Genomic DNA, 23,536 nt, shown 5'->3' with positions numbered 1-23,536 from the left:
ACCCGCGGCCCACGCCCCGGCCGGTGCCTCACCCGCGGCCCACGCCCCGGCCGGTGCCTCACCCGCGGCCCACGCCCCGGCCGGTGCCTCACCCGCCCGTGCCTCGGCCGGTGCCTCACCCGCCGCCCGTGCCTCGGCGTCCATGTCCCCGGCCGCCCGCGCCCCGGCCTGCGCGCCGCCCACCGGCCGCGCCCCGGCCTCCGCGTCACCCACCCTGCACCACCACCCGCCGTGTCGCCGCCGACTGCACCAGCCGGCCCGCCGCAAGGAGTGCCACCGCCCAGGCCGCCTGGAAGGAGTACGCCGTCAGGGCCCCGGTCTCCCCCATCAGCACGTCCGCCGGCACCTGGAGCTGCGCCGCCCAGGGCAGCGCCCGCACGATGTCGGCGAACGCGCCGGGGAAGGCGCTCAGCGGCAGCAGCATGCCCGAGAAGAACACGCCGGTGACCATGACGGCCTGCGAGACGCCCCGGTCGTCCATGATCCAGAACACGCTCAGCGCGGCCAGATAGCGGATGCCGAAGCTGACCAGCATCGCCAGCACCAGCGCGACCAGGAACGCCACCCAGGTGAGCACGTCCGTGGGCAGCGCCATATCGAACACCAGCGCCCCGAAGGCGAACGGGATCAGCCCGCGGCCCAGCACCTGGAACAGCGACCGGCCCAGGTCCGTCGCCAGCCACCACAGTTGGAGGTCGGCGGGCCGGTACAGGTCGATCGCGATCTCACCGGTGCGGATGCGGGCCATCAGGTCCTTCTCCGCGCCGCCGCCCTGGAGCGCCAGCGTCGAGTACAGGGCCTGCCCGAGCCACGCGTAGGTGACCGCCTGTGCCTGGTCGTACCCCCCGAGGTGGGGTTTCTCGTCCCACAGCGCCAGATACGTGGAGACGATGATCACGCCGAACACGGTGTTGGTGAAGACCCCTGCGGCCGTGGCCGCCCGATAAGTGGCGTACCGTCGGAATCCCCCCGCCGCGACGGCCGCGTACAACCGTGCCGCGCCCACACCGCACCGCCTCCAGGATCCGCCCGCACACCGAAGCGCCGGAGCCTACCGGCGGTGCGCGACGGACCGCCACGCAAATTCCGACGAACGCGTGCCGCTCGGCGGGAACGGAACGCTTGGTGCGAGAGTCTTCGTCTGGGGGCGCAGAAGGCGTACGAGTGCGTACGGGAACGTACGACGCGAAACAGGAGTCCGTGCACGAGATGAGCGACGAGCCGCAGCCGCAGCGACCGGACGAGGGCTGGGCGTCCAGAACGGGGCCGCAGTCGCCGGAGGGGGAGGCCGTGAGCGAAGGCAAGCAGAAGCGGCCGGGGCGCACGGGCTGGCGCCGGCTGGTGCCGACCTGGCGGATGGTGCTGGCCGCCTTCGTCATCGGGGCAGTGCTGCTGGCGGGACTGTTCTTCCTCGGCTACTCGCTGGTCAAGATCCCTCCGGCGAACGCCCTCGCGACCAAGCAGAGCAACGTCTATCTGTACGCCGACGGCAGCCAGCTGGCCCGTGACGGGGAGATCAACCGGGAGAACGTCTCCCTCGCCCAGGTCTCCAGGGACGCCCAGCACGCCGTACTGGCCGCCGAGGACCGCGACTTCTACTCCGAGTCCGCCGTGGACCCCAAGGCGATGGTGCGCGCGGCCTGGAACACCGCCACCGGCAAGGGCAAGCAGTCCGGCTCCACGATCACCCAGCAGTACGTGAAGAACTACTACCTGGCCCAGGAGCAGACCGTCACCCGCAAGGCGAAGGAGTTCTTCATCGCGATCAAGCTGGACCGCGAGGTGACCAAGGACGAGATCCTCCAGGGCTACCTGAACACCAGCTACTTCGGCCGCAACGCCTACGGCATCCAGGCCGCGGCCCAGGCCTACTACGGCATCGACGCCACCGAACTCGACGCCGCCAAGGGCGCGTACCTCGCGGCGCTGCTCAACGCGCCCAGCGAGTACGACGTGGTGGCGCACCCGGAGAACCGGGCAAGCGCCGAGGCCCGCTGGAACTACGTGCTGGACGGCATGGTCAAGAAGGGCTGGCTGACCGAGGCCGCGCGGCAGGGCATCAAGTTCCCGGCGCCCAGGGAGGCCACCGTCGCCATCGGCCTGTCCGGGCAGCGCGGTTACGTCGTGGACGCGATCAAGCAGTATCTGACCGAGCACAAGGTCCTGGATGCCGAGGAGCTGGAGGCGGGCGGCTACCGCATCACCACCACGCTCCAGAAGCCCAGGCAGAACGCCTTCGTGAAGGCCGTGAACGACCAGCTGATGTCCAAGCTGGACAAGAAGAACCGCAAGGTCGACAACTACGTGCGCGCGGGCGGCGCCGCGGTCGACCCGAAGACCGGCGAGGTCGTCGCGATGTACGGCGGCATCGACTACGTCAAGCAGTACACCAACGGCGCCACCCGCCGGGACTTCCAGGTCGGCTCCACCTTCAAGCCGTTCGTGTTCACCTCGGCCGCGCAGAACGGCTCCACCACCCAGGACGGCCGCGAGATCACGCCCAACACGGTCTACGACGGCACCAGCTCGCGTCCGGTGGAGGGCTGGGACGGCTCCTACGCGCCCGAGAACGAGGACCACGTCGACTACGGCGACATCACCGTCCGCGAGGCCACCGACAAGTCCGTGAACTCGGTGTACGCGCAGATGGCGGTGGACGTCGGCCCGGAGAAGGTGAAGAAGACCGCGATCGGCCTCGGCCTGCCGTCCGGCACCCCCGGCCTCCAGGAGGCCGGTCCCTCCGTCGCGCTCGGTGTCGCGCAGGCCAGCGTGCTGGACATGGCGGAGGCGTACGCGACCCTCGCCAACCACGGCAAGCACGGCACGTACACCCTGATCAAGAAGATCACCAAGGACGGCAGCGAGGAGATCGCGCTGCCCGCGCGCAGGACGCGGCAGGCCGTCAGCCGTGAGGCCGCCGACACCACGACCTCGATCCTGCAGAGCGTGGTCGAGAACGGCACCGCCTTCGCCGCGCAGGAGGCGGGCCGTCCGGCCGCCGGCAAGACCGGTACGGCCGAGGACGACAAGGCGGCCTGGTTCGCGGGCTACACCCCCGACCTGGCCACCGTCGTCGCGGTGATGGGCCAGAACCCCGAGACGGCCGCGCAGGAGCCGCTGTACGACGCGCTGGGGCTGGACCGCATCAACGGCGGCGGGCCGCCCGGGGAGATCTGGGCGCAGTTCACCCGCGACGCGCTGAAGGGCGTCCCGGAGAACGACTTCGACCTCTGGCTCCAGGAGGAGCCCGTCTGGGAGATGCCCGAGATCGAGCCCACCGAGGAGGATCCCTCCGACGAGCCGACCCTTCCGGGCCCGACCGACACACCGGACACGGGCGGCCAGGACAGCGGGGGCGCGACCGGGGGTGAGACGACCGGCGGCGGTACGACGGACACGGGCGGCACCACGGACGGCGGGGCCACGACCGGCGGCGACACGGGCGGCACGACCGACTCGGGCGGCACCACCGACGGCGGGGCGACCACGGACGGCGGCACCACGGACGGCGGTGACAGCACCGGCGGCGACACGGGCGGCGGCACGACCGACGGCGGCGACCTGGGCGGTGTGCTGACCGGTGGCGGGGGTACCGGCGCCAACCGCCGCGAGTGAGGCGCGCCGGGCGAGCGCCCGGTCAGTGACCGGAGGTCGCCTTCAGTCCCACCACGGCGACCAGCAGCAGACAGATGAAGAAGATCCGGGCGGCGGTGGCCGGCTCACCGAGCACCACCATGCCGAGCACCGCCGCACCGGCCGCGCCGATGCCGACCCAGACGCCGTAGGCGGTGCCGATGGGCAGGGAACGGGCGGCGTAGGACAGCAGCACCATGCTGACGACGATGCCGGCGCCGGTGAGCAGACTGGGCACCAGTCGGGTGAAACCGTCGGTGTACTTCATCCCGATCGACCAGCCGACCTCCAGCAGACCGGCGACGACGAGCAGAACCCAGGCCATGGGAGCACCTCCGCGAGACGGGCCTTTTCAGGGCGGTGCGTCGTCTTTGCGATCCACCCCCTGTGCGGGCGGTCCCGGTACGGCGCGTCTCGTCGGGCTCCTTCGAATCTAGCAAAAAAACGGGAAACGGGCCGGTGACACTGGTCACCGGCCCGTTTCCCGATCAAGGAATCGTAAGGCGCGCGTCAGAGGTACAGCCCCGTGGAGTCCTCGGACCCCTCGAACCGGTCGGCGGCCACGGCGTGCAGATCGCGCTCGCGCATCAGCACGTAGGCGGTGCCGCGCACCTCCACCTCGGCCCGGTCCTCGGGGTCGTACAGGACACGGTCGCCGGGCTCCACGGTCCGTACGTTCTGGCCCACCGCGACGACCTCGGCCCAGGCCAGCCGACGGCCCACGGCCGCCGTGGCGGGGATGAGGATGCCGCCGCCGGAACGCCGTTCACCCTCGCTGGTGTCCTGCCGCACGAGGACGCGGTCGTGCAGCATGCGGATGGGCAGCTTGTCGTCCTGGGTTCTGTCGTTTCTGTTGGCGCTCACGCCTCGAACCTACCTGCCTTCGGCACGTCGGGCCCCGGAGGGTCAGCCCTTGCGGCGCCGGGTGCTCACGGCGAGCAGCCCGACGACTGCGACGGCGACGAGGGCGACCGGCAGCACACGCTCCAGGCGCGGGGTGCCCTCGTCGTCCACGAATCTGGCCCGCACGTCCGTCACGGCCCGGTTGACCTGCACGTAGGCCTTCCCGAGGGTGTGATCGACATTGGCGGCGACCTTGGCCTTCACATCGCCGACGATGGTCTTCGGGTGTACCCGGATCCCGATCTCGTCGAGCGTCTCGGCCAGCACTTCGCGGCGGCGCCTGATGTCCGCCTCGATCTGCGCCGGGGTTCTGGTGTCCGACGTGTCCGCCACCGTACGGCCTCCGTGTCTGCTGATGCTGTTCTGGACAGTCTGTCAGTTCTCGTCGCGCACGCACTGTCAGGACCCCCGGTTACGCTCGATGCCATGAGTGAACGACTCCAGCCCGGGGACCCGGCCCCCGCCTTCACCCTGCCCGACGCCGACGGCAACGAGGTCTCGCTGGCCGGCCACAAGGGCCGCAAGGTCATCGTGTACTTCTACCCGGCCGCCCTCACGCCCGGCTGCACCAAGCAGGCCTGCGACTTCACCGACAACCTCGACCTCCTGGCCGGCGCCGGCTACGACGTCATCGGCATCTCCCCCGACCAGCCGGAGAAGCTGGCCAGGTTCCGCGACAAGGAACACCTGAAGGTCACCCTCCTCGCCGACCCGGAGAAGACCGTCACCGAGTCCTACGGCGCCTACGGCGAGAAGAAGAACTACGGCAAGACCTACATGGGTGTCATCCGCTCCACGATCGTCGTCGACGAGGAGGGCAAGGTCGAACAAGCCCTCTACAACGTCCGCGCCACGGGCCACGTCGCCAAGATCATCAAGGATCTGGGCATCTGACCCGGCCCCTCGCCTCCTCGCCACGGCCCGTACCGAGATCACTTGGTACGGGCCGTTCCGCATTTCGTGCGTGACTGTCCGATAAACGGTTCGTTACTCCGTGCGAGGCCACGAACGGGTGGCCGAGAACGGAGGGGGCTCTATGGGGGCCAGTGCGTACACCAGGGAGCGGCTGGAAGAGGCGGCTCGGGGGGCGCGGACGCTGTCGGAGGCGTGCGTGAGATTGGGGGTGGACCCGAAGAGCTCGGCTCGGCACTACCTCAGGGAGCGGATGAAGAAGCTCGGGCTGGATGTCTCGCACTTCGAGCGCGAGGGCGTGAAGTGGACGCGGGAGATCCTCCAGGAGGCCGTTTCGGCGTCGACGAACATGTGCGAGGTACTGCGACGTCTCGGACTTGAGGTCGTCGGAGGTCACCACACGCATATCAGCCGCCGGATCAAGGCGTATGGCATCGACGTCACGCACCTCCAGTTGCCGACCCAGCAGGGCAAGGCATGGCGTCCCCGCACACCGGAGGCCCTGCTGGTCGAGCAGCCGATCGACCAGGCGCGGCGCATCCCGAGTGACCGGCTCAGGTGGGCAATGACCGCGGCAGGCTTGCCGAACCGGTGCGCCATGTGCGGCATCGAAGCGGTCTGGCTGGGACATCCGCTCCCTCTGGAGGTCGACCACATCGACGGCAACTGGCGCGACAACCGCATCGGGAACCTGCGGTTCGTGTGCCCCAACTGCCACTCGACGACGGACAGTTATCGGGGACGCAGCAAAGGCAAGGCCTCATGAGCAGCGTGTCGTACACCCGGGAACGGCTGGCCGAGGCCGCCGGGCGGTGTTCCGACATCGACGAGGTCATCGCCTTCTTCGGTACCCAGCCCTACGGACAGCTTCGTCGGTACCTCTTCCGACGCTTCGACCACTTCGACATCGACGTCTCGCACATGCCCCGCCAGAGGCGATCGAGGGCAACGCCAACCAGACCGACACCGGACGAGTTGCGCCGAGCGGTCGCGGGATCGACCTCCATCGCGGGTACGCTGCGCGCCCTGGGGATGGAGCCCTACAACAGCCAGCTGCGTGCTCAGCTCGGCTGCTGGGTGATCGAAGACAGTCTCGACACCTCGCACTTCCTGGGGCAGGCACATCAACGTGGCGGGCCGGGTACGACCCCACTCCTGCGGGCCGGGGACATCCTGGTCCAGCACGACGGCACTCGCCGGACCAGAACCCACCTGCTCCGCCGGGCACTCAACGAAGTGGGGGTACCCGAGGAGTGCGCCAGGTGCGGGGTCGGCCCCGAGTGGCTCGGCAAGCCTATGACGCTGGAGGTCGACCACATCAGCGGGGACTGGAGCGACGATCGACAGGAGAATCTGCGGCTGCTGTGTCCCAACTGCCACGCCATCACGGACACGTGGTGCCGGGGCGGGCGCAGAGCCCGCTAGGTGCACGACTACGAGGACACCTCGCCGGGTAGCATGAGCGCGCGGGCGGCCGTGGCGGAATGGCCTACGCGCAGCACTTAGGATGCTGTGGGAGAAATCCCTTGAGGGTTCGAGTCCCTCCGGCCGCACACCTTTGATTCGAAGGTCCACCCCGCTCAGGGTGGACCTTCGCTTCTCTCAGCCCAGCAGCTCCCGAACCACCGGCACCAGCGCCCGGAACGCCTTGCCGCGATGGCTGATGGCGTTCTTCTCCGCCGGGGTCAGTTCCGCGCAGGTGCGGGTGTCGCCGTCCGGCTGGAGGACGGGGTCGTAGCCGAAGCCGTTGGTGCCGGAGGGGGCGTGGCGCAGGGTGCCGGTCAGGCGGCCCTCGACGACGCGTTCGGTGCCGTCGGGGAGGGCAAGGGCGGCCGCGCATGCGAAGTGGGCGCCTCGGTGGACGTCCGTGATGTCCGACAACTGGGCGAGCAGCAGGTCCAGGTTGGCCCGGTCGTCGCCGTGGCGGCCGGCCCAGCGGGCGGAGAAGATGCCGGGCGCGCCGCCGAGGACGTCCACGCAGAGGCCGGAGTCGTCGGCGACGGCCGGGAGGCCGGTGGCCTGCGCCAGGGCGTGCGCCTTGAGCAGGGCGTTCTCGGCGAAGGTGACGCCGGTTTCCTTGACGTCGGGGATGTCGGGGAAGGCGTCGGCGCCGACGAGCTCGTGGGGAAGGCCGGCTTCGGCGAGGATGGCCTTGAGCTCGGTGATCTTTCCGGCGTTGCGGGTGGCGAGGATCAGGCGGGTCATGGCGTCCAGTATCGCGGGACGCCGGTGACCCGCCGACCGTCGGCCGTGGTTACGGCGTGCAGACCTTGGTCAGTTCGCCCGCCGCGTCGGTGACGGGGCTGATGTCGGGCGTGGCGTCGCCGTTGTCGACGGCGGTGCGGACGTTCGTGATGGCCTTGCCGAGGTCGTCGACGGCCTTCTCTACGTCGGCGTTGTCGGTCTTGTCCTTGATCTCGCCGAGGTTCTGGTCGATGGAGTCGAGCGACTCCTCCAGCTGGGTCGGGTCGTTCGAGGCGCTCTCGATCGCCTGTTGGAGGTCGGTGACACTGTCGGCTATGGCGTCTGCGGTCTGGACGCAGTCCAGTGCCTTGTTCACGGCGTCGCAGCCGGTGGTGAGGCCGGCGGTCAGCGCGGCAGCCACCAGGGCAGCGGCGACAGCGGTGGTGCGGCGTCGGCGGCTCGCGGCCATGGAACGGTTCCCTCCCTCTGGGCCTTGCGGCCCTCCTGTGGCCGGGCGCACAGTGTCTAGCCGTGCGCCCGTATTACTGGTGACGCGGCGACGGGCGGCGACGGTTGCCCGTGCCGCCCGCTTCGTCGCGTGGCTGTTACTGCGCGAGCGCCTTGGCCTGGAGCGCGGCCAGGTCGGCGCAGCCCGCGACGGCGAGGTCGAGCAGGGCGTTGAGCTCCTCGCGGGCGAAGGGCTCGGCCTCGGCGGTGCCCTGGACCTCGACGAAGCGTCCGTCGCCGGTGCAGACCACGTTCATGTCGGTGTCGGCGCGCACGTCCTCCTCGTAGCAGAGGTCGAGGAGCGGGACGCCGCCGACGATGCCGACGGAGATGGCGGAGACGCTGCCGGTCAGCGGCTTACGGCCGGGCTTGATGAGCTTCTTGCCCTGGGCCCAGGCGACGGCGTCGGCGAGGGCCACGTAGGCGCCGGTGATGGCGGCGGTGCGGGTGCCGCCGTCGGCCTGGAGGACGTCGCAGTCCAGGACGACGGTGTTCTCGCCGAGGGCCTTGTAGTCGATGACGGCGCGCAGGGAGCGGCCGATGAGGCGGGAGATCTCGTGAGTGCGGCCGCCGATGCGGCCCTTGACCGACTCGCGGTCGCCGCGGGTGTTGGTGGCGCGGGGCAGCATGGCGTACTCGGCGGTGACCCAGCCCTCGCCGCTGCCCTTGCGCCAGCGCGGGACGCCCTCGGTGACGGAGGCGGTGCAGAGCACCTTGGTGTCGCCGAAGGAGACGAGGACGGAGCCCTCGGCGTGCTTGCTCCAGCCGCGTTCGATGGTGACGGGGCGGAGCTGTTCGGGGGTGCGGCCGTCGATTCGAGACATGGGGACGAGCCTAGTGCCCCGGCAGGCGACGTTTGCCCGACGGGGCGAACGTCGCCCGCTGGGGCACCGGTGCCCTCGGCGGGCGGCGTGGACCGTGGTCGGGCCGGGTGTGCGAGGGGCCCCTTCCCGGTGTCGGGAGGGGGCCCCTCGCAGTGAGCCGCGGGGGCTCACATCATGTCTTCGATCTCCGCGGCGATCGGGTCGGCGTCGGTGCCGATGACGACCTGGATGGCGGTACCCATCTTCACCACACCGTGTGCGCCGGCCGCCTTCAGGGCGGCTTCGTCGACCAGGCCGGGGTCGTTGACCTCGGTGCGCAGGCGTGTGATGCAGCCCTCGACCTCTTCGATGTTGTCGATGCCGCCGAGCCCGGCAACGATCTTCTCAGCCTTGGTGGCCATGTCCTTCTCCCTGATCCGACCTGGTGTGAGGGGCGTGAACCGCTTTGTCGCAGTAACCCACAGTTGGCCCAACTTCGCGAGCGTTTGGGCCGTATGGGCCGCAGGATGACGGCACGGCTCCACAATCGTCCGTGACTGGTCTACACCACCTGACGGACGGTCGCCAAACCGCCCGGAGGGACGCCCATGAGTGAAGAAGCCGTCAGCCCCGCGCGGGTCCGCTGGAACACGCTGTTCCAGGGGCTTCAGAAGATGGGGCGCAGCCTTCAGCTCCCCATCGCCGTGCTGCCGGCGGCGGGTATCCTCAACCGGCTCGGCCAGCCGGACGTGTTCGGCGACGAGGGGCTGGGCTGGACCGACGTGTCCAAGGTCATGGCGGGCGCGGGCGGCGCACTGCTGGACGGCTCGCTCGGACTGCCGATGCTGTTCTGCGTGGGCGTGGCCATCGGCATGGCGAAGAAGTCGGACGGCTCCACGGCCCTCGCGGCGGTGGCGGGCTACCTCGTCTACTACAACGTACTGCGCCAGTTCCCCGAGGACTGCCCGCCCGACACCAAGGCCATCCCCAACGTCGGCTGCCTGGCGCCCGCCGAGGACACGGTGGCGGGGTTCTCCTTCCAGAACCCGGGCGTGTTCGGCGGCATCGTGATCGGCCTGCTGACGGCGTACTTCTGGCAGCGCTACCACCGCACCAAGCTGGTGGACTGGCTGGGCTTCTTCAACGGCCGCCGGCTGGTGCCCATCATCATGTCGTTCGTGGCGATCGCGTTCGCGGCGCTGTGCCTGTGGATCTGGCCGCCGATCGGTGACGCGCTGGAGAACTTCAGCGACTGGCTGAGCGACGCGGGGTCCTGGGGCTCGGGCATCTTCGGTGTCGCCAACCGCGCGCTGCTGGTGATCGGCCTGCACCAGTTCCTGAACGTGCCCATCTGGTTCCAGTTCGGCACCTACGTCAAGCCCGACGGCATCGAGGTGCACGGCGACATCAACATGTTCCTGGCGGGCGACCCGAACGCCGGGCAGTTCCTGTCGGGCTTCTTCCCGATCATGATGTTCGCCCTGCCGGCGGCGGCGCTGGCGATCACCCACACCGCGCGGCCGAACCGCCGCAAGGAGGTCGGCGGTCTGATGCTGTCGGTGGCCCTCACCTCGTTCGTGACGGGTATCACCGAGCCGATCGAGTACTCGTTCCTGTTCGTCGCCCCGGCGCTGTACGTGATCCACGCGCTGCTGACGGGTGTGTCGATGGCGGTGACGTGGGGGCTGGGCGTGCACGACGGCTTCAGCTTCTCGGCGGGGCTGATCGACTACGTCATCAACTGGAACCTGGCGACGAAACCCTGGGCGATCATCCCGATCGGCCTGTGCTTCGCGGCCGTGTACTACGCCGTCTTCCGGTTCGCCATCACGAAGTTCGATCTCAAGACCCCCGGCCGGGAGCCGGAGGAGGAGCACGAGGACGTCACCAAGGCCTGAACTCCCCTTCGTCCAGGGCCCCTCGGACCACCGGTCCGGGGGGCCTTCGGCATGCCTTTCGCGGGTACGCGGCGTAGCGATCTCGTCGCAGGAATGACGGGTTCCTTACGCGCTCCTCATCGTGTACAACAGGTCTACACCACTGAGTGGTGTAGACCACCACCCGATGGAGGATGTATGAGCACCGCCACCGCATCGGCGGCCCCCGCGAAGAAGCGGGGATCCCCCGACGAGGAGGTCGAGGACCTCACCAAGGCGTGAGCCACGGTGTTACGGCGTCCTGAACGCGTCCCGAACGACGGCGAGGCCCCCCGGAACCGCTCCGGAGGGCCTCGCCGTGTCGTGCGCTCGCTCTTGCGCTCGACTCTTGCGCTCGCTGCCGCGCTCGTTTCTCGGGCGTCAGATCTCGTACGACCTGCTCGGTGCGGCCAGTTCCACCGGGCCGGCGTAGGCCGCGCGCGCGTCGGCCAGGTTGACCTGCGGGTCCGTCCACGGGGGGATGTGGGTGAGGACCAGTCGCCGCACCCCTGCGCGGGTCGCGGTCTCGCCGGCCTCACGGCCGTTGAGATGCAGGTCGGGGATGTTCTCCTTGCCGTACGTGAAAGCGGCCTCGCACAGGAACAGGTCGCTGTCACGGGCGAGTTCGTCCAGCACGGGGGTGACGCCCGTGTCGCCTGAGTACGTCAGCGACCGGCCGCCGTGCTCGACCCGGATGGCATAGGCCTCCACCGGGTGGGCGACCCGTTCGGTGTGCACCGTGAACGGGCCGACCTCGAAGGTGGACGGCTTGACCGTGTGGAAGTCGAAGACCTCGCTCATCGAGGAGGCCGAGGGGGTGTCGGCGTACGCCGTGGTCAGACGGTGTTCCGTGCCCTCCGGACCGTAGACCGGGATGGGGGCGCAGCGACCGCCTTCGTGCCGGTAGTAGCGCGCGACGAAGTACGCGAGCATGTCGATGCAGTGGTCGGCGTGCAGATGGCTCAGGAAGATCGCGTCGAGGTCGTAGAGACCGCAGTGGCGCTGCAGCTCGCCAAGGGCGCCGTTGCCCATGTCGAGGAGCAGCCGGAAGCCGTCGGCCTCGACGAGGTAGCTCGAGCAGGCCGATTCCGCGGACGGGAACGACCCCGAGCAGCCGACGACGGTGAGCTTCATGAAGCAGAAACCTCCGCTGGCGGAATGTTGTAGACGGGGTTCGTGCGGTGCGTCGAGCGTAAGGCGCAAAACGTCCGGTCGCTCCTCCGCCAGCGGCCGTTGTGGGCGAACTCACCTGTGCCGTCACCGGTTCGGCTGGACCTGGGGCGCATGCGGGTACGGGAGGGCGCGCGGGGTCGGGTACGCGCCGGTACGGTCGTCGTATGGACACGTCCTGGTGGCTGGCGCTCGCTGCCGTTCTGTTGCTGGCGCTGGTCGCCGTACTCGTGGACGGGCGGGGGCGGCGTCGTCCCGCCGGGCGGCGGGGGCGGCCTCCGGGGCGGGCCGGGGCGGTGTCGGCGCGGCCTCGGCCGGCGGAGATCTGGTGGGCGAACGTGCCGTTCGAGGACCGGCCGGGGGCCAAGGACCGGCCCTGTCTGGTGCTGACGGTGCGGGGGCGGCGGGCGGTCGTCGCGAAGATCACCAGCCGGTTTCATGACGCGCGGGCCGGGGTGATTCCGTTGCCGCCGGGTGCGGTCGGTGATGCGCGGGGGCGGGCGAGTTTTCTGGAGACCGACGAGTTGCGTGAGGTGCCGGTGTGTGAGTTCCGGCGGCGGGTGGGTGTGGTGGACCCGGTCCTGTGGGACCAGGTCCGTCACCTCGCGACGTAGGGGGTGCGGGGGGTGGGTGTTGCCGGGTGCGTGTCCGTCGGTGGCTTGTCGCGCAGTTCCCGCGCCCCTTCACGTGCCCGGGCGGCGTTGACGCGTGCGGCGCCGTCTTGGCCGTTCGCGCCCACGCGGCGGAGCCGCAGATCAACGGCCCCGCGCCCCTGAGGGGGTCACCCGGGGGCTGAGCGTCGTCGGGTGCGCGCCCGTCGTGGCTCGTCGCGCAGTTCCCCGCGCCCCTTCACGTGCCTGGGCGGCGTTGACGCGTGCGGCGCCGTCCTGGCCGTTCGCGCCCACGCCGCGGAGCCGCGGATCGATGCGGCCCCGCGCCCCTTGACGCGTGCGCCGTCGTGGACGTTCGCGCCCACGCGGTGGAGCCGCGGATCGATACAGCCCCGCGCCCCCTAGCCGGCGCCGGAGACTCGCCGTCGTGGCCGTTCGCGGTCGCGTGGTGGGGCCGTTGATCGGTGCGGGCTCGCGCCCCTGGGGAGTGCCGGGGACCCTTGCGGGGCCCGATGTGCTGTGGGGCGACGTCCTCAGGGGCGCGGGGAACTGCGCGATCAGCCGCGACGGCGCCGCACGCGCGACGGTGAGCCCCCGGCACCTCCTAGGCCCAGAGTTGGCCCTGGAGGGTTTTGATGGCTTCTTCCGTGGTGGCGGCGGTGTAGACGCCGGTGGAGAGGTACTTCCAGCCGCCGTCGGCGACGACGAAGACGATGTCGGCCTGTTCCCCGGCATTCAGCGCCTTGCGGCCGACGCCGATCGCCGCGTGCAGGGCCGCGCCGGTGGAGACGCCCGCGAAGATGCCCTCCTGCTGGAGGAGCTCCCGGGTGCGGGTGACCGCGTCGGCGGAGCCGACCGAGAAGCGGGTGGTGAGGACGGAGGCGTCGTAGAGCTCGGGTACGAAGCCCTCGTCGAGGTTGCGCAGGCCATAGACCAGGTCGTCGTAGCGCGGCTCGGCGGCGACGATCTTGACGTCCGGCTTGTGCTCGCGCAGGAAGCGGCCGACGCCCATCAGGGTGCCGGTGGTACCGAGGCCCGCCACGAAGTGGGTGATGGACGGCAGGTCCGCGAGGATCTCGGGGCCGGTCGTCGCGTAGTGGGCGCCCGCGTTGTCCGGGTTGCCGTACTGGTAGAGCATCACCCAGTCGGGGTGCTCGGCGGCCAGTTCCTTGGCGACCCGTACGGCGGTGTTGGAACCGCCCGCGGCGGGGGACGAGATGATCTCGGCGCCCCACATGCCGAGCAGGTCCCGGCGCTCCTGGGAGGTGTTCTCGGGCATGACGCACACGATGCGGTAGCCCTTGAGCTTGGCCGCCATGGCCAGGGAGATGCCGGTGTTGCCTGAGGTGGGCTCCAGGATGGTGCAGCCCGGAGTCAGACGGCCGTCCTTCTCCGCCTGCTCGATCATGTGCAGGGCGGGGCGGTCCTTGACCGAGCCGGTGGGATTGCGGTCCTCAAGCTTGGCCCAGATCCGGACGTCCTCGGACGGCGACAGCCGCGGCAGGCGCACCAGAGGGGTGTTGCCCACCGCGGCCAGCGGGGAGTCGTAGCGCATCGCCGGTCAGAACCCTCAGGCCATGCCGCCGGCCACGGCCGGCAGGATCGTGACGTTGTCGCCGTCGGCCAGCTTGGTGTTGATGCCTTCGAGGAAGCGGACGTCCTCGTCGTTCAGGTAGACGTTGACGAAGCGGCGCAGCTCACCGCCGTCCACAATGCGGGCCTGAATGCCCGCATGCCGGGTCTCAAGGTCGGTGAACAGGTCGGCGAGGGTGTCACCGCTGCCCTCCACCGCCTTCTGACCGTCGGTGTACTGGCGGAGGATGGTGGGGATGCGGACCTCGATGGCCATGGCTGAGGGCTCCTGTCGGGAGTAGTGACGTCGGTGGGCGCGCGGCAGCGCATCCGGTGCGGGGTGGTGCGGTGAGCGCCGCGGCGCCACGGCCGTACGGCGGCAGAGCAGCGTCAACAGATGGAGCTGGCGAGCCTGCACAGATCGACGTGCAGCCGCGCCACGAGCAGCACGCCCGGCGTCTTGTCGCTCACGTCGTTCAGAACCATGGGCTCATCGTATCGATTCCCGGCCGGGGTCCTGGAATGTGATTCCGTATGCCGGACCGATTTCGTCCGGAATATGAGACCTCTGGAGATCCGCGGGTGAGATCGGCCGGAGGTCAGTAGGTCTCGACGACCTTGACCTCCTCCTCCGTCACCTCGCCCGCCACGATCCGGAAGGAGCGGAACTGGAAGTCGCCGAGACCGTCGGTGTCGGCCGTGGAGACCAGGACGTAGTGGGCGCCGGGCTCGTTGGCGTAGGAGATGTCCGTGCGCGAAGGGTACGCCTCGGTCGCGGTGTGGGAGTGGTAGACGATCACCGGCTCCTCGTCGCGGTCGTCCATCTCGCGGTAGAGCTTGAGGAGATCGCCGGAGTCGAACTCGTAGAACGTGGGCGACATGGCGGCGTTGAGCATGGGGATGAAGCGCTCGGGCCGGTCCGAGCCCTCCGGGCCCGCGATGACGCCGCACGCCTCGTCGGGGTGGTCCTTGCGCGCGTGCGCGACGATCTGGTCGACCAGGGCCTGGGTGATGGTCAGCATGCTCGCCAGGATAAGCAGAAGGGCCGTTCCGTACCGAAGGATGGTACGGAACGGCCCAGATGCCGGACGTCCTGAGCGGTGGCCGCCGGGGAGGCCACGAGTGTCCCCGGTGGCCGGACGTCCGCGGGGCGAGCGGCCAGGAGGTCAGCCGACCTTCTCGAACTGCGGCTCCCGGCGCTCGGCGACCTGGGGGTTGCGGGCCTTGAGGATCATCCAGCCGATGCCCAGGGCGGCTGCCCAGCCGGCCATCACGTAGAGGCTGACGCGGGAGTCCTTGTCGTAGGCGATCAGGCCGGTGACGAAGAGCAGGAACGCGATGGCGACGTACGAGCACTTCGCGCCGCCCGGCGCCGGGAAGGAGGAGGCGGGCAGCCGGCCCGCGTCTACCGCGCGGCGGTACAGGACGTGGCTGACGAGGATCATGAGCCAGGTCCAGATGCCCGCGCCGGTGGCGACGGAGGTGACGTAGCCGAAGGCCTTCTCCGGGACGACGTAGTTGAGGATCACCCCGATGCCCATGAACAGCACCGAGACGAGGATGCCGAGGGCGGGCGTCTTGGTCGAGGACAGCTTGGTGAAGACCCGGGGGGCCTCACTGCTCTCGGCCAGGTTCCGCAGCATGCGGCCCGTGGAGTACATGCCGGAGTTGCAGGAGGACAGGGCGGCGGTGAGCACGATGAAGTTGACGATGGCGGCGCCCGCCGGGATGCCGATCTTCGCGAAGGCCTCCACGAACGGGCTGACGCCCGGCGCGAACTCGGTCCAGTTGACCACGCACAGGATGACCGTGAGGGCACCGACGTAGAACAGCGCGATGCGCCAGGGCAGGGTGTTGATCGCCTTGGGGAGGGTCTTCTCCGGGTCCTCCGACTCACCGGCCGTGACACCGACCAGCTCGACGGCGAGGTAGGCGAACATGACGCCCTGGAGGGTCATCAGGGACGCGCCGACGCCCTTGGGGAAGAAGCCGTCGAACTCCCACAGGTTGGAGACGGCCGCGGTGTCACCGGCGGAGCTGAAACCGAAGGTGAGCACGCCGAGACCGATGACGATCATGCCGATCAGGGCCGTGACCTTGACCATCGAGAACCAGAACTCCAGCTCGCCGAAGAGCTTCACGGAGATCAGGTTGACCGCGAACAGGATCACCAGGAACACCAGTGCCGTCACCCATTGCGGGATGTCCGGGAACCAGTAGTTGACGTAGATCGCGGTGGCCGTCAGCTCGGACATGCCGGTGACGACCCACATCAGCCAGTACGTCCAGCCGGTGAAGTAGCCGAAGAAGGGGCCGAGGAACTCGCGTGAGTACTCCGCGAAGGAACCCGAGACCGGGCGGTAGAGCAGGAGCTCCCCGAGAGCCCGCATGATGAAGAAGATGATCACGCCTGCGATGGCGTACATCAGGATGAGGCTGGGACCAGCCTTTGCGATGTTCGCTCCGGCCATCAGGAAGAGGCCGACGCCGATGGCGCCGCCGATGGCGATCATCTGGACCTGACGGCTGCCGAGGCCTCGCTCGTAACCCTCTTCGGGTGCGTCGGTGACCTGTGCAGAGGTCATGTGTGGTGCGCCTTTCTCCACTGCCGACCCGGGCCTGTTCGTCGGCCCCGGATCGGGTCTCGATCCCCCCGGACTGATGGAGCTGAGCGGGCTTCGCGAGGCCCGCCCGTGCCTGGCCGGCGGTGCCGGCTCGGTGGCGCACCCGGCGGGCATGGGTGGTGCTCGCCGGGCGGTCGTGAAGATCTATCACGGCCGCAACATTGATCACGGGGGTCGCTTGTGACGCACCGCACAGGAAGAAGCGGACCAACCGGACATAAACAGGGCGTAAGAGGCCGAGTCGGTAACTCGATCGTTATCCGGATCTGAGCGTCCGTTGAGCGAACACCAAAAGGGTCATGCCGGGGTGATCACGGCATGAGTGTCTCGACGAGCGTCTCCTGGAGGGTGCCCAGCCAGAGGTATGCCATCGCCAGCGGCTTGCGCCGGTCCTCGTCCGGCAGCCGGTAAAGCAGCTCGATGTCGTCCTCGTCGGTGATCTCCAGCCGGGTGGCGATGGCCAGCCGGAGATCGTTGAGCGTGCCGAGCCATTGCTGCGACTGCTCGGGCGACACCTTCAGCACCGCACCGCCGTCCCCGGCCGGGGTCAGCGCGTCCAGCGAGCGGATCACGGCCAGGGCGTTGTCGCGCCGGCCGGCCCTGAGGTCGTTCTCGGTGTAGCGGCGGAACTCCGCGGAGTAGGCCTGCCGCTGCTCCGCCTCCCCCGGGGATCCGGGCGCCTTCTCGGGGTCGCTGTAGGCGTCCGGGAACAGCCGGCGCAGCACGGGGTCGGACGGGGGCTCGCTGGGCCCCTCGGCGAACAGCTCGGCGAGCGGGTCGTCCGGGGCGTCCTCGGCCGGGCCGGGGCCGATGAGCTCCAGGAGCTGCACGGCCAGCGACCGGATGATCGAGATCTCGGCGTCGTCGAGGGCGACGGCCGCACCGCCGCCGGGGAGCGGTTCGAAGGTTCCTGGCATGGAAATGGTCGCTACTTCCGGTCCTGCTGGAGGGTGGCCCACAGACCGTAGCCGTGCATGGCCTGCACGTCGCGTTCCATCTCCTCGCGCGAACCGCTGGAGACGACCGCCCGGCCCTTGTGGTGGACGTCGAGCATGAGCTTGCGGGCCTTGTCCTTGGAGTAGCCGAAGTACGCCTGGAACACGTACGTCACATAGCTCATGAGGTTGACCGGGTCGTTGTGCACGATCGTGACCCAGGGGACGTCCGGCTCGGGGACGGCCGAGACCTCCTCCGCCGACTCGGTGCGTTCGATCTCGATGGGAGCGGCTGACGTCACAACTCCCATGCTGCCATGCTCGCGATAAATCGTCACACTGACGAAATGGGAGTACGATCCGTTGCCGTACCGCATTCCCGGGGCCGACCCCCGGGATCCGCGGCCGACCCCGGGAACCCGGTGAACCGGCACGACATGACGAGGAGAGCTCTCGTGGGCATAGCGGACCTTGGGCTGCCGGTGGACGTCCCCTCGACGGCGCTGTTCACCGACCAGTACGAGCTGACCATGCTGCAGGCCGCTCTGAAGGCCGGGACCGCGGACCGCGGGTCGGTCTTCGAGGTCTTCACCCGCCGGCTGCCGAACGGGCGGCGCTACGGCGTCGTCGCGGGCACCGGGCGGGTGCTGGACGCCGTCGAGAACTTCCGTTTCGACTCCGATGTGCTGGGCTTTCTGCGCGAGCGGGACATCGTCGGCGAGGAAACCCTCGATTGGCTGGCCGGTTACCGCTTCTCGGGTGACATCTGGGGCTATCCGGAGGGCGAGGTGTACTTCCCGGGCTCGCCGATCATGCGGGTGGAGGGCTCCTTCGCCGAGTGCGTGCTGCTGGAGACGGTGATCCTGTCGATCCTCAACCACGACTCGGCGATCGCCGCGGCCGCCTCCCGGATGTCCTCGGCCGCCGGGGACCGCCCGCTGATCGAGATGGGTGCCCGCCGCACCCACGAGCTGGCCGCGGTCGCCGCCTCGCGCGCCGCCTACCTCGGCGGCTTCGCCTCCACCTCCGACCTCGCCGCCGGTTTCCGCTACGGCATCCCGACCGTCGGCACCTCCGCGCACGCCTTCACCCTGCTGCACGACCGTGAGCGCGACGCCTTCCAGGCCCAGGTGAACTCGCTGGGCCGCGGGACGACCCTGCTGGTGGACACGTACGACGTCGCCGAGGCGGTGCGCACGGCCGTGGAGGTGGCCGGGCCCGAGCTGGGCGCGGTGCGCATCGACTCCGGTGACCTGCTGCTGGTCGCGCACCGGGTGCGGCAGCAGCTGGACGACCTGGGGGCGCGGGACACGCGGATCATCGTGACCTCGGACCTCGACGAGTACGCCATCGCCTCGCTGGCGGCCGCGCCCGTGGACGCGTACGGGGTGGGCACCCAGCTGGTGACCGGCTCCGGGCACCCGACCTGCTCGATGGTCTACAAGCTGGTCGCGCGGGCCGAGTCCGCGGCCCCGGCCGCGCCGCTGGTGCCGGTGGCGAAGAAGTCGACCGGGGGCAAGACCTCCGTCGGCGGGCGCAAGTGGGCCGCGCGGCGGCTGGACGCGGAGGGTGTCGCCGAGGCCGAGGTGATCGGCACGGGGGCCGTCCCGGCCGGGCTGGCCGACCGGCAGCTGCTGGTGGAGCTGGTCAGGAAGGGCGAGGTGGTGGCCCGTGAGCCGCTGGAAGTCGCCCGTGCCCGGCACGCCGCGGTCCGGGACGGCCTGCCGCTGTCAGCCGCGCAGCTGTCCCGGGGCGAGCCTGTCCTGGCCACCGAGTACCTGCTCTGAGGCCCTCTCCCGCACGGCCTCTTCCATCACTAGGCTCTAAGGGGCTGTGGTTCGGATCAGGCCGGCTGTGAAAGGCACAGCGTTTTTCGGCCGGCCACGCGAGGCCGGCCTGACCCGAGCGACAGCCCCCAGGTTCCAGCCCTCGTCGAAGGACACCGACATGCGCCGCGCCTTGATCGTCGTAGATGTGCAGAACGACTTCTGCGAGGGGGGCAGTCTCGCGGTGTCCGGAGGTGCCGATGTGGCCGCCGCCATCACCGAGCTGATCGGGCAGGCCCCGGCCGGGTACCGCCATGTCGTGGCCACCCGCGACCTGCACGTCGCGCCGGGCGGGCACTTCGCGGACAACCCGGACTTCGTGCACTCCTGGCCCGCGCACTGTGTGGCGGGCACGGAGGGGGTGGGCTTCCACCCGAACTTCGCCCCGGCGGTCGCCTCGGGCGCGATCGACGCCGTCTTCGACAAGGGGGCGTACGCCGCCGCCTACAGCGGCTTCGAGGGGGCCGACGAGAACGGCGTCCCGCTGGCCGACTGGCTGCGGGCCCGGCAGATCGACGAGGTGGACGTGGTCGGCATCGCCACCGACCACTGTGTGAAGGCCACCGCCCTGGACGCGGCCCGCGAGGGCTTTCGCACCCAGGTCCTGCTCGACCTGACCGCCGGCGTCGCCGAGGAGACCACCGACCGCGCCCTGGAGGAGCTGCGCGCGGCCGGCGTCGAGCTGACCGGGAAGCCGGTCGTCTAGTGCCCCGGCAGGCAGCGTTTGCCCGTCAAGGAGCGGCGTCCGACGCGTGCTCTCGGTGTGCCGGGTGCAGGCCCTCGTACTGGATGTACTTGGGTCTGTGCCCGGTGCGGCGAGAGGGCCTGCCGGGCGTCGCGACGGGGCGAACGTTGCCTGTCGGGGCACTAGTGCCGCCAGGGGCCGTCCGGTACCGCCGGGCGCCGTCAGTGGCGCCAGGCGCCGGCTAGGGGCTCGCCGGGGCCGTGGGGCGCCTGAGGAGGGCGCGGATGGGGTGCCAGAGCTCGGTGGCGGTGACCCCGGGGTCGGGAGCCGTGCGCCATATCAGGCCGTCGGGGTGGTGCAGGACCGCCGTGACCTCGTCCGGGGACGGCGGGGCCGCGTTGCCGCGCAGGTAGACCGCCCGCAGACCGAGATTGCGGAGCCTGGTCAGGGCCCGTGCCCGGTTCTGGGCGTGGACGAGGAACCGCAGCGCGGTGGTGCCGTCCGGGGTGGGGCTGGGCAGGTTCAGTGCCACCACCACGCTGCCGTTCGGCAGCTTGCAGAAACCTCCTGCGGCCATGCAGTCACACCCCCGTGTGCGCCGGTGTCAATAAGAATTCCACAGCACGCACCTAAACACGATCGGCGGCAACCCGCCAGGGGTTACCGCCGATACGCGTCTGACCTGCGAAGATGTCGCTTACTTCACGGCAGGGGTCACCACGAGGACCATCGAGGAGCCGTTCACGGCCTCCTTGACGATCTGGATCTTGGTGTTGGTGTCAGTGATCTTGACGCCCGCGAGCGGGGTGGCCGAGCTGTAGTAGGTGCTCGTGTGGTCGTTGAAGACCGACACACCCTTCTTCGACGGGAAGACCGTCGCCACGTCCGCCTTGTGCAGCGTCATGCCGTCCGTGCGGTAGAGGCTGAACGGCGAGTCGTACGACTGGATGCGGCTGCGCAGCGTGGTGCCGTCGGCCCACTTCAGCGGCGCCGAGTGCGAGTCGACGGGCAGCAGCAGGCCGGTGCCCGGGTGCTTGCTGGTGTTGTTGTCGACCTGCGAGGTGTCCCACTTCCAGATCAGCAGACCGTTCTGGTACGGGTAGTGCTCCACCCACGAGGGCTTCGACGCGAAGCCGAAGTTGTACGGGCCGACCTTGAGGGTCTTGTCGTACGAGACGTACTGCCGGTTCTCCGCGATGTAGAACTGGTCGTAGTCGTTGGTGATCGACGCGCCGATGCGGGAGAAGCCGTTCTTGGTCCAACCCGCGTCGTCGCCCTCGGCGTTGTCGCTGAACAGCGCGGCGCCGTCGGCCGTGACGACGATGCTGTCGGCGGCGAAGCCGTTCTCCGCGACACCGCCGTCGGTGACGTAGCGGAAGCGCAGGCCGATCTTCTTGCCCGCGTAGGCGTCCAGGGAGTACGACAGCTTCTTGTAGGTCTCCGAGAAGCCGGTCAGGGCGGGGGCGTTGCTGCCGTCGCGGCCGATCGGCTGGCCGTCGGCCGTGCCGTCGAGGGCCTTCCAGTTGGCGCCGCCGTCCGTGGAGACCTCGGCGTAGGCGTAGTCGTAGTCACGCTCGATGGCCCACCAGCCGTCCAGCGTCAGCGTCGCGGAGGCCTTGCCGGTCAGGTCGACCGAGCGGGTCAGGGTGTTGCGCAGGTCGTTGCCGCTGCCGCTCCACCACTGCTTGGTGCCCTGGGCCGGGGTGACGATCGGGGTGGTGACCTTCTTCTTCGGCAGCTTCACCACGAGAGCCTGGCTGTGGCGGTTGTTGTACTCCGCGACGCCGAGCTTGTGACGGGAGAACGTGCCGGCCTTGGCCACCTCGTAGTCCAGCCAGCCGAGCTGGAGCTTGTCCCAGGCGGTCATGTCGCCGGGCAGGTCACCGATGGTGTCCTTGCCGGTGCCCAGCCAGGAGCCGGACGACATCAGCGTCCAGAAGCCGGTGGAGTTGTCGCCGCCCGAGGTGTCGTAGTGGTCCGGCAGACCGAGGTCGTGGCCGTACTCGTGGGCGAAGACGCCGAGTCCGCCGTTCTCCGGCTGGATGGTGTAGTCGCCGACCCAGATACCGGAGTCGCCGATCTGGGTGCCGCCGAGCTTGTTGCCCTCGGGGCCGGTTGCGCCGGCGTCCGAGCCGAACGCGTACCAGCGGTGGGCCCAGATGGCGTCCTCGCCCTGCGCGCCGCCGCCCGCCGACTCGTCCTCGCCGGCGTGCACGATCTGGAAGTGGTCGATGTACCCGTCGGGCTCGTTGAAGTTGCCGTCGCCGTCGTGGTCGTAGCGGTCCCACTGGTCGTACTGGGCGAGCTTCGCCTTGATCTCGGCGTCGGTCTTGCCCGCCGCCTTCTGGCCCTCGGCCCAGGCGGTGACGCCGTCCTGCACCGCGAACCAGGCGCAGTTGTCCGGGTCACAGGCGTTGGAGCCGTAACGGGCCTCGTTGTACGGGACCTTGACCCAGTCCTGGACCTCGCCCTCGATGGAGTAGCGGCCCGAAGACTGCTTCTCGTAGTACTTCTTCATCGAGTCGGTGCCGGAACCGAAGTACAGGTCCTGGAAGTGCTCGCGGCTGTAGTCCGCCTGCCAGGCCGTGCTGTTGTCGTCGGCACGGTCGGGCTGCGCGATCTTGTTGTGCAGCGGGCCGGGGGTGCCGCCGTAGCGCGGGTCGGTCTGGTCGCCGAACTCCACCAGGATCGTGAAGATCTTGTCGGTCTTCTCGTGGCCGAGCTCGACGTACTTGTCGCCGCGGCGGCTCTCCAGCTTGACGACCTTCGAGCCGTTGCGCTGCTGGATCTCCGACTCGCCGGATATGACCTGCTTCAGGGCCTCTTCGCGCTGGGCTTCCTGAGTCTTGCTGAAGGGGGTCTCGAAGTTGTGCTCGGTGTCGAGGGCCTTCGGGGCCGCCGGGTCCCGGCGGTCGGCGGCGGGCGCCTTGGTGCCCGTCGAGTCGGCCTGGGCCACGGTGTACGTGGAGAACGTCGCGGTGGCCGCGGCGAGCGCGACGGCGGTCGCCGTGGCTCTGAACGTCCAGGGTCTGCTGGTCACTTGAGTTCCTCCCCCGCGTTCGCGCGCACGGCTGAAGTCGCCTGGTCATGGAGGGGCGTCCGCGCGCGCGTGATCAACGCGTGTAGTCAAGTGACGACATTGGACTAGAGGTTGGGCAGAAAAGACAGTCCTTGACTTGAGCAGGTCAAGTGCACTATGCGGAGTTCCCGCTTCGCTCAGCGGACGTTCCGGTGTCCGTCCACCGCCATTCAACG

General features: G+C 69.6%; 27 protein-coding genes and 1 tRNA gene. 9 read left to right on the top strand and 19 right to left on the bottom strand.

Translation table 11 applies throughout. The features are described from left to right. Positions 1 to 213 (bottom strand): hypothetical protein (locus tag ABZZ79_RS20480; protein WP_356690660.1); only part of this gene is annotated, 213 nt, incomplete at its 3' end. Then, positions 206 to 1,006 carry an ABC-2 family transporter protein gene (locus tag ABZZ79_RS20475; protein ID WP_356690658.1) on the bottom strand — a complete coding sequence of 267 codons (801 nt, stop codon included), beginning with the start codon at positions 1,004 to 1,006 and terminating at the stop codon, positions 206 to 208. The genes ABZZ79_RS20475 and ABZZ79_RS20480, both read right to left, overlap by 8 nt. A 203-nt stretch (positions 1,007 to 1,209) precedes the next feature. Here ABZZ79_RS20475 and ABZZ79_RS20470 point away from each other — a divergent pair, with 203 nt between their 5' ends. Next, on the top strand, positions 1,210 to 3,615 hold the full coding sequence (locus tag ABZZ79_RS20470) for a transglycosylase domain-containing protein (RefSeq protein WP_356690799.1): 2,406 nt from the start codon (positions 1,210 to 1,212) through the stop codon (positions 3,613 to 3,615). 22 nt (positions 3,616 to 3,637) lie between these two features. On the opposite strand, the gene sugE is transcribed toward ABZZ79_RS20470, so the two are convergent. The 3 genes from sugE to ABZZ79_RS20455 all read right to left on the bottom strand — a co-directional run bounded on the left by sugE (position 3,638) and on the right by ABZZ79_RS20455 (position 4,869). Then, positions 3,638 to 3,958 (bottom strand): quaternary ammonium compound efflux SMR transporter SugE, encoded by a 321-nt coding sequence (sugE, locus tag ABZZ79_RS20465; protein WP_356690656.1) that lies wholly within the window; start codon positions 3,956 to 3,958, stop codon positions 3,638 to 3,640. Positions 3,959 to 4,143: 185 nt separating this feature from the next. Continuing rightward, positions 4,144 to 4,497: a co-chaperone GroES gene (locus ABZZ79_RS20460; RefSeq protein WP_356690654.1), complete on the bottom strand. Its 354-nt coding sequence runs from the start codon at positions 4,495 to 4,497 to the stop codon at positions 4,144 to 4,146. A gap of 42 nt (positions 4,498 to 4,539) precedes the next feature. Then, positions 4,540 to 4,869 (bottom strand): DUF3618 domain-containing protein, encoded by a 330-nt coding sequence (locus ABZZ79_RS20455; protein WP_356690652.1) that lies wholly within the window; start codon positions 4,867 to 4,869, stop codon positions 4,540 to 4,542. A gap of 93 nt (positions 4,870 to 4,962) precedes the next feature. Between ABZZ79_RS20455 and bcp the strand changes: the two genes are divergently transcribed. The 4 genes from bcp to ABZZ79_RS20435 all read left to right on the top strand — a co-directional run bounded on the left by bcp (position 4,963) and on the right by ABZZ79_RS20435 (position 7,001). Beyond that, positions 4,963 to 5,430 (top strand): thioredoxin-dependent thiol peroxidase, encoded by a 468-nt coding sequence (gene bcp, locus ABZZ79_RS20450; RefSeq protein WP_356690650.1) that lies wholly within the window; start codon positions 4,963 to 4,965, stop codon positions 5,428 to 5,430. A gap of 142 nt (positions 5,431 to 5,572) precedes the next feature. After that, complete coding sequence (locus ABZZ79_RS20445; RefSeq protein ID WP_356690648.1) at positions 5,573 to 6,214, top strand: HNH endonuclease signature motif containing protein; 642 nt, start codon at positions 5,573 to 5,575, stop codon at positions 6,212 to 6,214. Then, positions 6,211 to 6,873, top strand: coding sequence for an HNH endonuclease (locus ABZZ79_RS20440; RefSeq protein WP_356690646.1), 663 nt, complete (start codon positions 6,211 to 6,213; stop codon positions 6,871 to 6,873). The genes ABZZ79_RS20445 and ABZZ79_RS20440 overlap by 4 nt, the downstream gene beginning before the upstream one ends. A 45-nt stretch (positions 6,874 to 6,918) precedes the next feature. Further along, positions 6,919 to 7,001 (top strand) — tRNA-Leu (locus ABZZ79_RS20435). 49 nt (positions 7,002 to 7,050) lie between these two features. On the opposite strand, the gene rdgB is transcribed toward ABZZ79_RS20435, so the two are convergent. From rdgB to ABZZ79_RS20415, 4 genes are all read right to left on the bottom strand, one after another. Next, the gene (gene rdgB, locus ABZZ79_RS20430) at positions 7,051 to 7,653 is read right to left on the bottom strand and encodes an RdgB/HAM1 family non-canonical purine NTP pyrophosphatase (RefSeq protein WP_356690644.1); all 603 of its coding nucleotides are present in this window, start codon (positions 7,651 to 7,653) and stop codon (positions 7,051 to 7,053) included. Positions 7,654 to 7,702: 49 nt separating this feature from the next. Further along, positions 7,703 to 8,101 carry a hypothetical protein gene (locus tag ABZZ79_RS20425; protein ID WP_356690642.1) on the bottom strand — a complete coding sequence of 133 codons (399 nt, stop codon included), beginning with the start codon at positions 8,099 to 8,101 and terminating at the stop codon, positions 7,703 to 7,705. A gap of 136 nt (positions 8,102 to 8,237) precedes the next feature. Then, positions 8,238 to 8,963, bottom strand: coding sequence for a ribonuclease PH (gene rph, locus ABZZ79_RS20420; RefSeq protein ID WP_356690640.1), 726 nt, complete (start codon positions 8,961 to 8,963; stop codon positions 8,238 to 8,240). Between the two features lie 167 nt (positions 8,964 to 9,130). Further along, positions 9,131 to 9,364 carry a PTS glucose/sucrose transporter subunit IIB gene (locus tag ABZZ79_RS20415; RefSeq protein WP_356690638.1) on the bottom strand — a complete coding sequence of 78 codons (234 nt, stop codon included), beginning with the start codon at positions 9,362 to 9,364 and terminating at the stop codon, positions 9,131 to 9,133. 186 nt (positions 9,365 to 9,550) lie between these two features. On the opposite strand from ABZZ79_RS20415, the gene ABZZ79_RS20410 reads away from it, so the two are divergent. Then, positions 9,551 to 10,840 (top strand): PTS transporter subunit EIIC, encoded by a 1,290-nt coding sequence (locus ABZZ79_RS20410; protein ID WP_356690636.1) that lies wholly within the window; start codon positions 9,551 to 9,553, stop codon positions 10,838 to 10,840. Between the two features lie 399 nt (positions 10,841 to 11,239). Here ABZZ79_RS20410 and ABZZ79_RS20405 read toward each other — a convergent pair whose 3' ends face one another. Next, complete coding sequence (locus tag ABZZ79_RS20405) at positions 11,240 to 11,992, bottom strand: MBL fold metallo-hydrolase (protein WP_356690635.1); 753 nt, start codon at positions 11,990 to 11,992, stop codon at positions 11,240 to 11,242. Between the two features lie 203 nt (positions 11,993 to 12,195). Between ABZZ79_RS20405 and ABZZ79_RS20400 the strand changes: the two genes are divergently transcribed. Then, complete coding sequence (locus ABZZ79_RS20400; protein ID WP_356690634.1) at positions 12,196 to 12,642, top strand: type II toxin-antitoxin system PemK/MazF family toxin; 447 nt, start codon at positions 12,196 to 12,198, stop codon at positions 12,640 to 12,642. Between the two features lie 601 nt (positions 12,643 to 13,243). On the opposite strand, the gene ABZZ79_RS20395 is transcribed toward ABZZ79_RS20400, so the two are convergent. The 7 genes from ABZZ79_RS20395 to clpS form a co-directional block, all read right to left on the bottom strand. Beyond that, the gene (locus ABZZ79_RS20395) at positions 13,244 to 14,194 is read right to left on the bottom strand and encodes a cysteine synthase (RefSeq protein WP_356690632.1); all 951 of its coding nucleotides are present in this window, start codon (positions 14,192 to 14,194) and stop codon (positions 13,244 to 13,246) included. A gap of 15 nt (positions 14,195 to 14,209) precedes the next feature. Then, on the bottom strand, positions 14,210 to 14,488 hold the full coding sequence (locus ABZZ79_RS20390; RefSeq protein ID WP_356690630.1) for a MoaD/ThiS family protein: 279 nt from the start codon (positions 14,486 to 14,488) through the stop codon (positions 14,210 to 14,212). Between the two features lie 113 nt (positions 14,489 to 14,601). Next, on the bottom strand, positions 14,602 to 14,697 hold the full coding sequence (locus tag ABZZ79_RS20385) for a putative leader peptide (protein ID WP_356690628.1): 96 nt from the start codon (positions 14,695 to 14,697) through the stop codon (positions 14,602 to 14,604). Between the two features lie 113 nt (positions 14,698 to 14,810). Next, positions 14,811 to 15,233 carry a M67 family metallopeptidase gene (locus ABZZ79_RS20380; RefSeq protein ID WP_356690626.1) on the bottom strand — a complete coding sequence of 141 codons (423 nt, stop codon included), beginning with the start codon at positions 15,231 to 15,233 and terminating at the stop codon, positions 14,811 to 14,813. Between the two features lie 144 nt (positions 15,234 to 15,377). Continuing rightward, on the bottom strand, positions 15,378 to 16,796 hold the full coding sequence (locus ABZZ79_RS20375) for an amino acid permease (protein WP_356690624.1): 1,419 nt from the start codon (positions 16,794 to 16,796) through the stop codon (positions 15,378 to 15,380). Positions 16,797 to 17,146: 350 nt separating this feature from the next. Beyond that, positions 17,147 to 17,752: a DUF2017 domain-containing protein gene (locus tag ABZZ79_RS20370; protein WP_356690622.1), complete on the bottom strand. Its 606-nt coding sequence runs from the start codon at positions 17,750 to 17,752 to the stop codon at positions 17,147 to 17,149. An 11-nt stretch (positions 17,753 to 17,763) separates the two neighbouring features. Beyond that, complete coding sequence (gene clpS, locus ABZZ79_RS20365) at positions 17,764 to 18,081, bottom strand: ATP-dependent Clp protease adapter ClpS (protein WP_356690620.1); 318 nt, start codon at positions 18,079 to 18,081, stop codon at positions 17,764 to 17,766. Between the two features lie 144 nt (positions 18,082 to 18,225). Between clpS and ABZZ79_RS20360 the strand changes: the two genes are divergently transcribed. Continuing rightward, positions 18,226 to 19,557 carry a nicotinate phosphoribosyltransferase gene (locus ABZZ79_RS20360; RefSeq protein ID WP_356690618.1) on the top strand — a complete coding sequence of 444 codons (1,332 nt, stop codon included), beginning with the start codon at positions 18,226 to 18,228 and terminating at the stop codon, positions 19,555 to 19,557. Positions 19,558 to 19,717: 160 nt separating this feature from the next. Continuing rightward, positions 19,718 to 20,302 carry a nicotinamidase gene (locus ABZZ79_RS20355; protein WP_356690616.1) on the top strand — a complete coding sequence of 195 codons (585 nt, stop codon included), beginning with the start codon at positions 19,718 to 19,720 and terminating at the stop codon, positions 20,300 to 20,302. 220 nt (positions 20,303 to 20,522) lie between these two features. On the opposite strand, the gene ABZZ79_RS20350 is transcribed toward ABZZ79_RS20355, so the two are convergent. Further along, positions 20,523 to 20,858 (bottom strand): hypothetical protein, encoded by a 336-nt coding sequence (locus ABZZ79_RS20350; RefSeq protein WP_356690614.1) that lies wholly within the window; start codon positions 20,856 to 20,858, stop codon positions 20,523 to 20,525. Positions 20,859 to 20,978: 120 nt separating this feature from the next. Continuing rightward, complete coding sequence (locus ABZZ79_RS20345; RefSeq protein WP_356690612.1) at positions 20,979 to 23,321, bottom strand: immune inhibitor A domain-containing protein; 2,343 nt, start codon at positions 23,319 to 23,321, stop codon at positions 20,979 to 20,981. Positions 23,322 to 23,536: the final 215 nt, after the last annotated feature.

Source organism: Streptomyces sp. NPDC006458 (genome assembly GCF_040612135.1).
Lineage (GTDB): Bacteria > Actinomycetota > Actinomycetes > Streptomycetales > Streptomycetaceae > Streptomyces.
The sequence above is the reverse complement of the archived record's forward strand: the minus strand, read 5'-3'. Positions and strand labels throughout refer to the sequence as shown.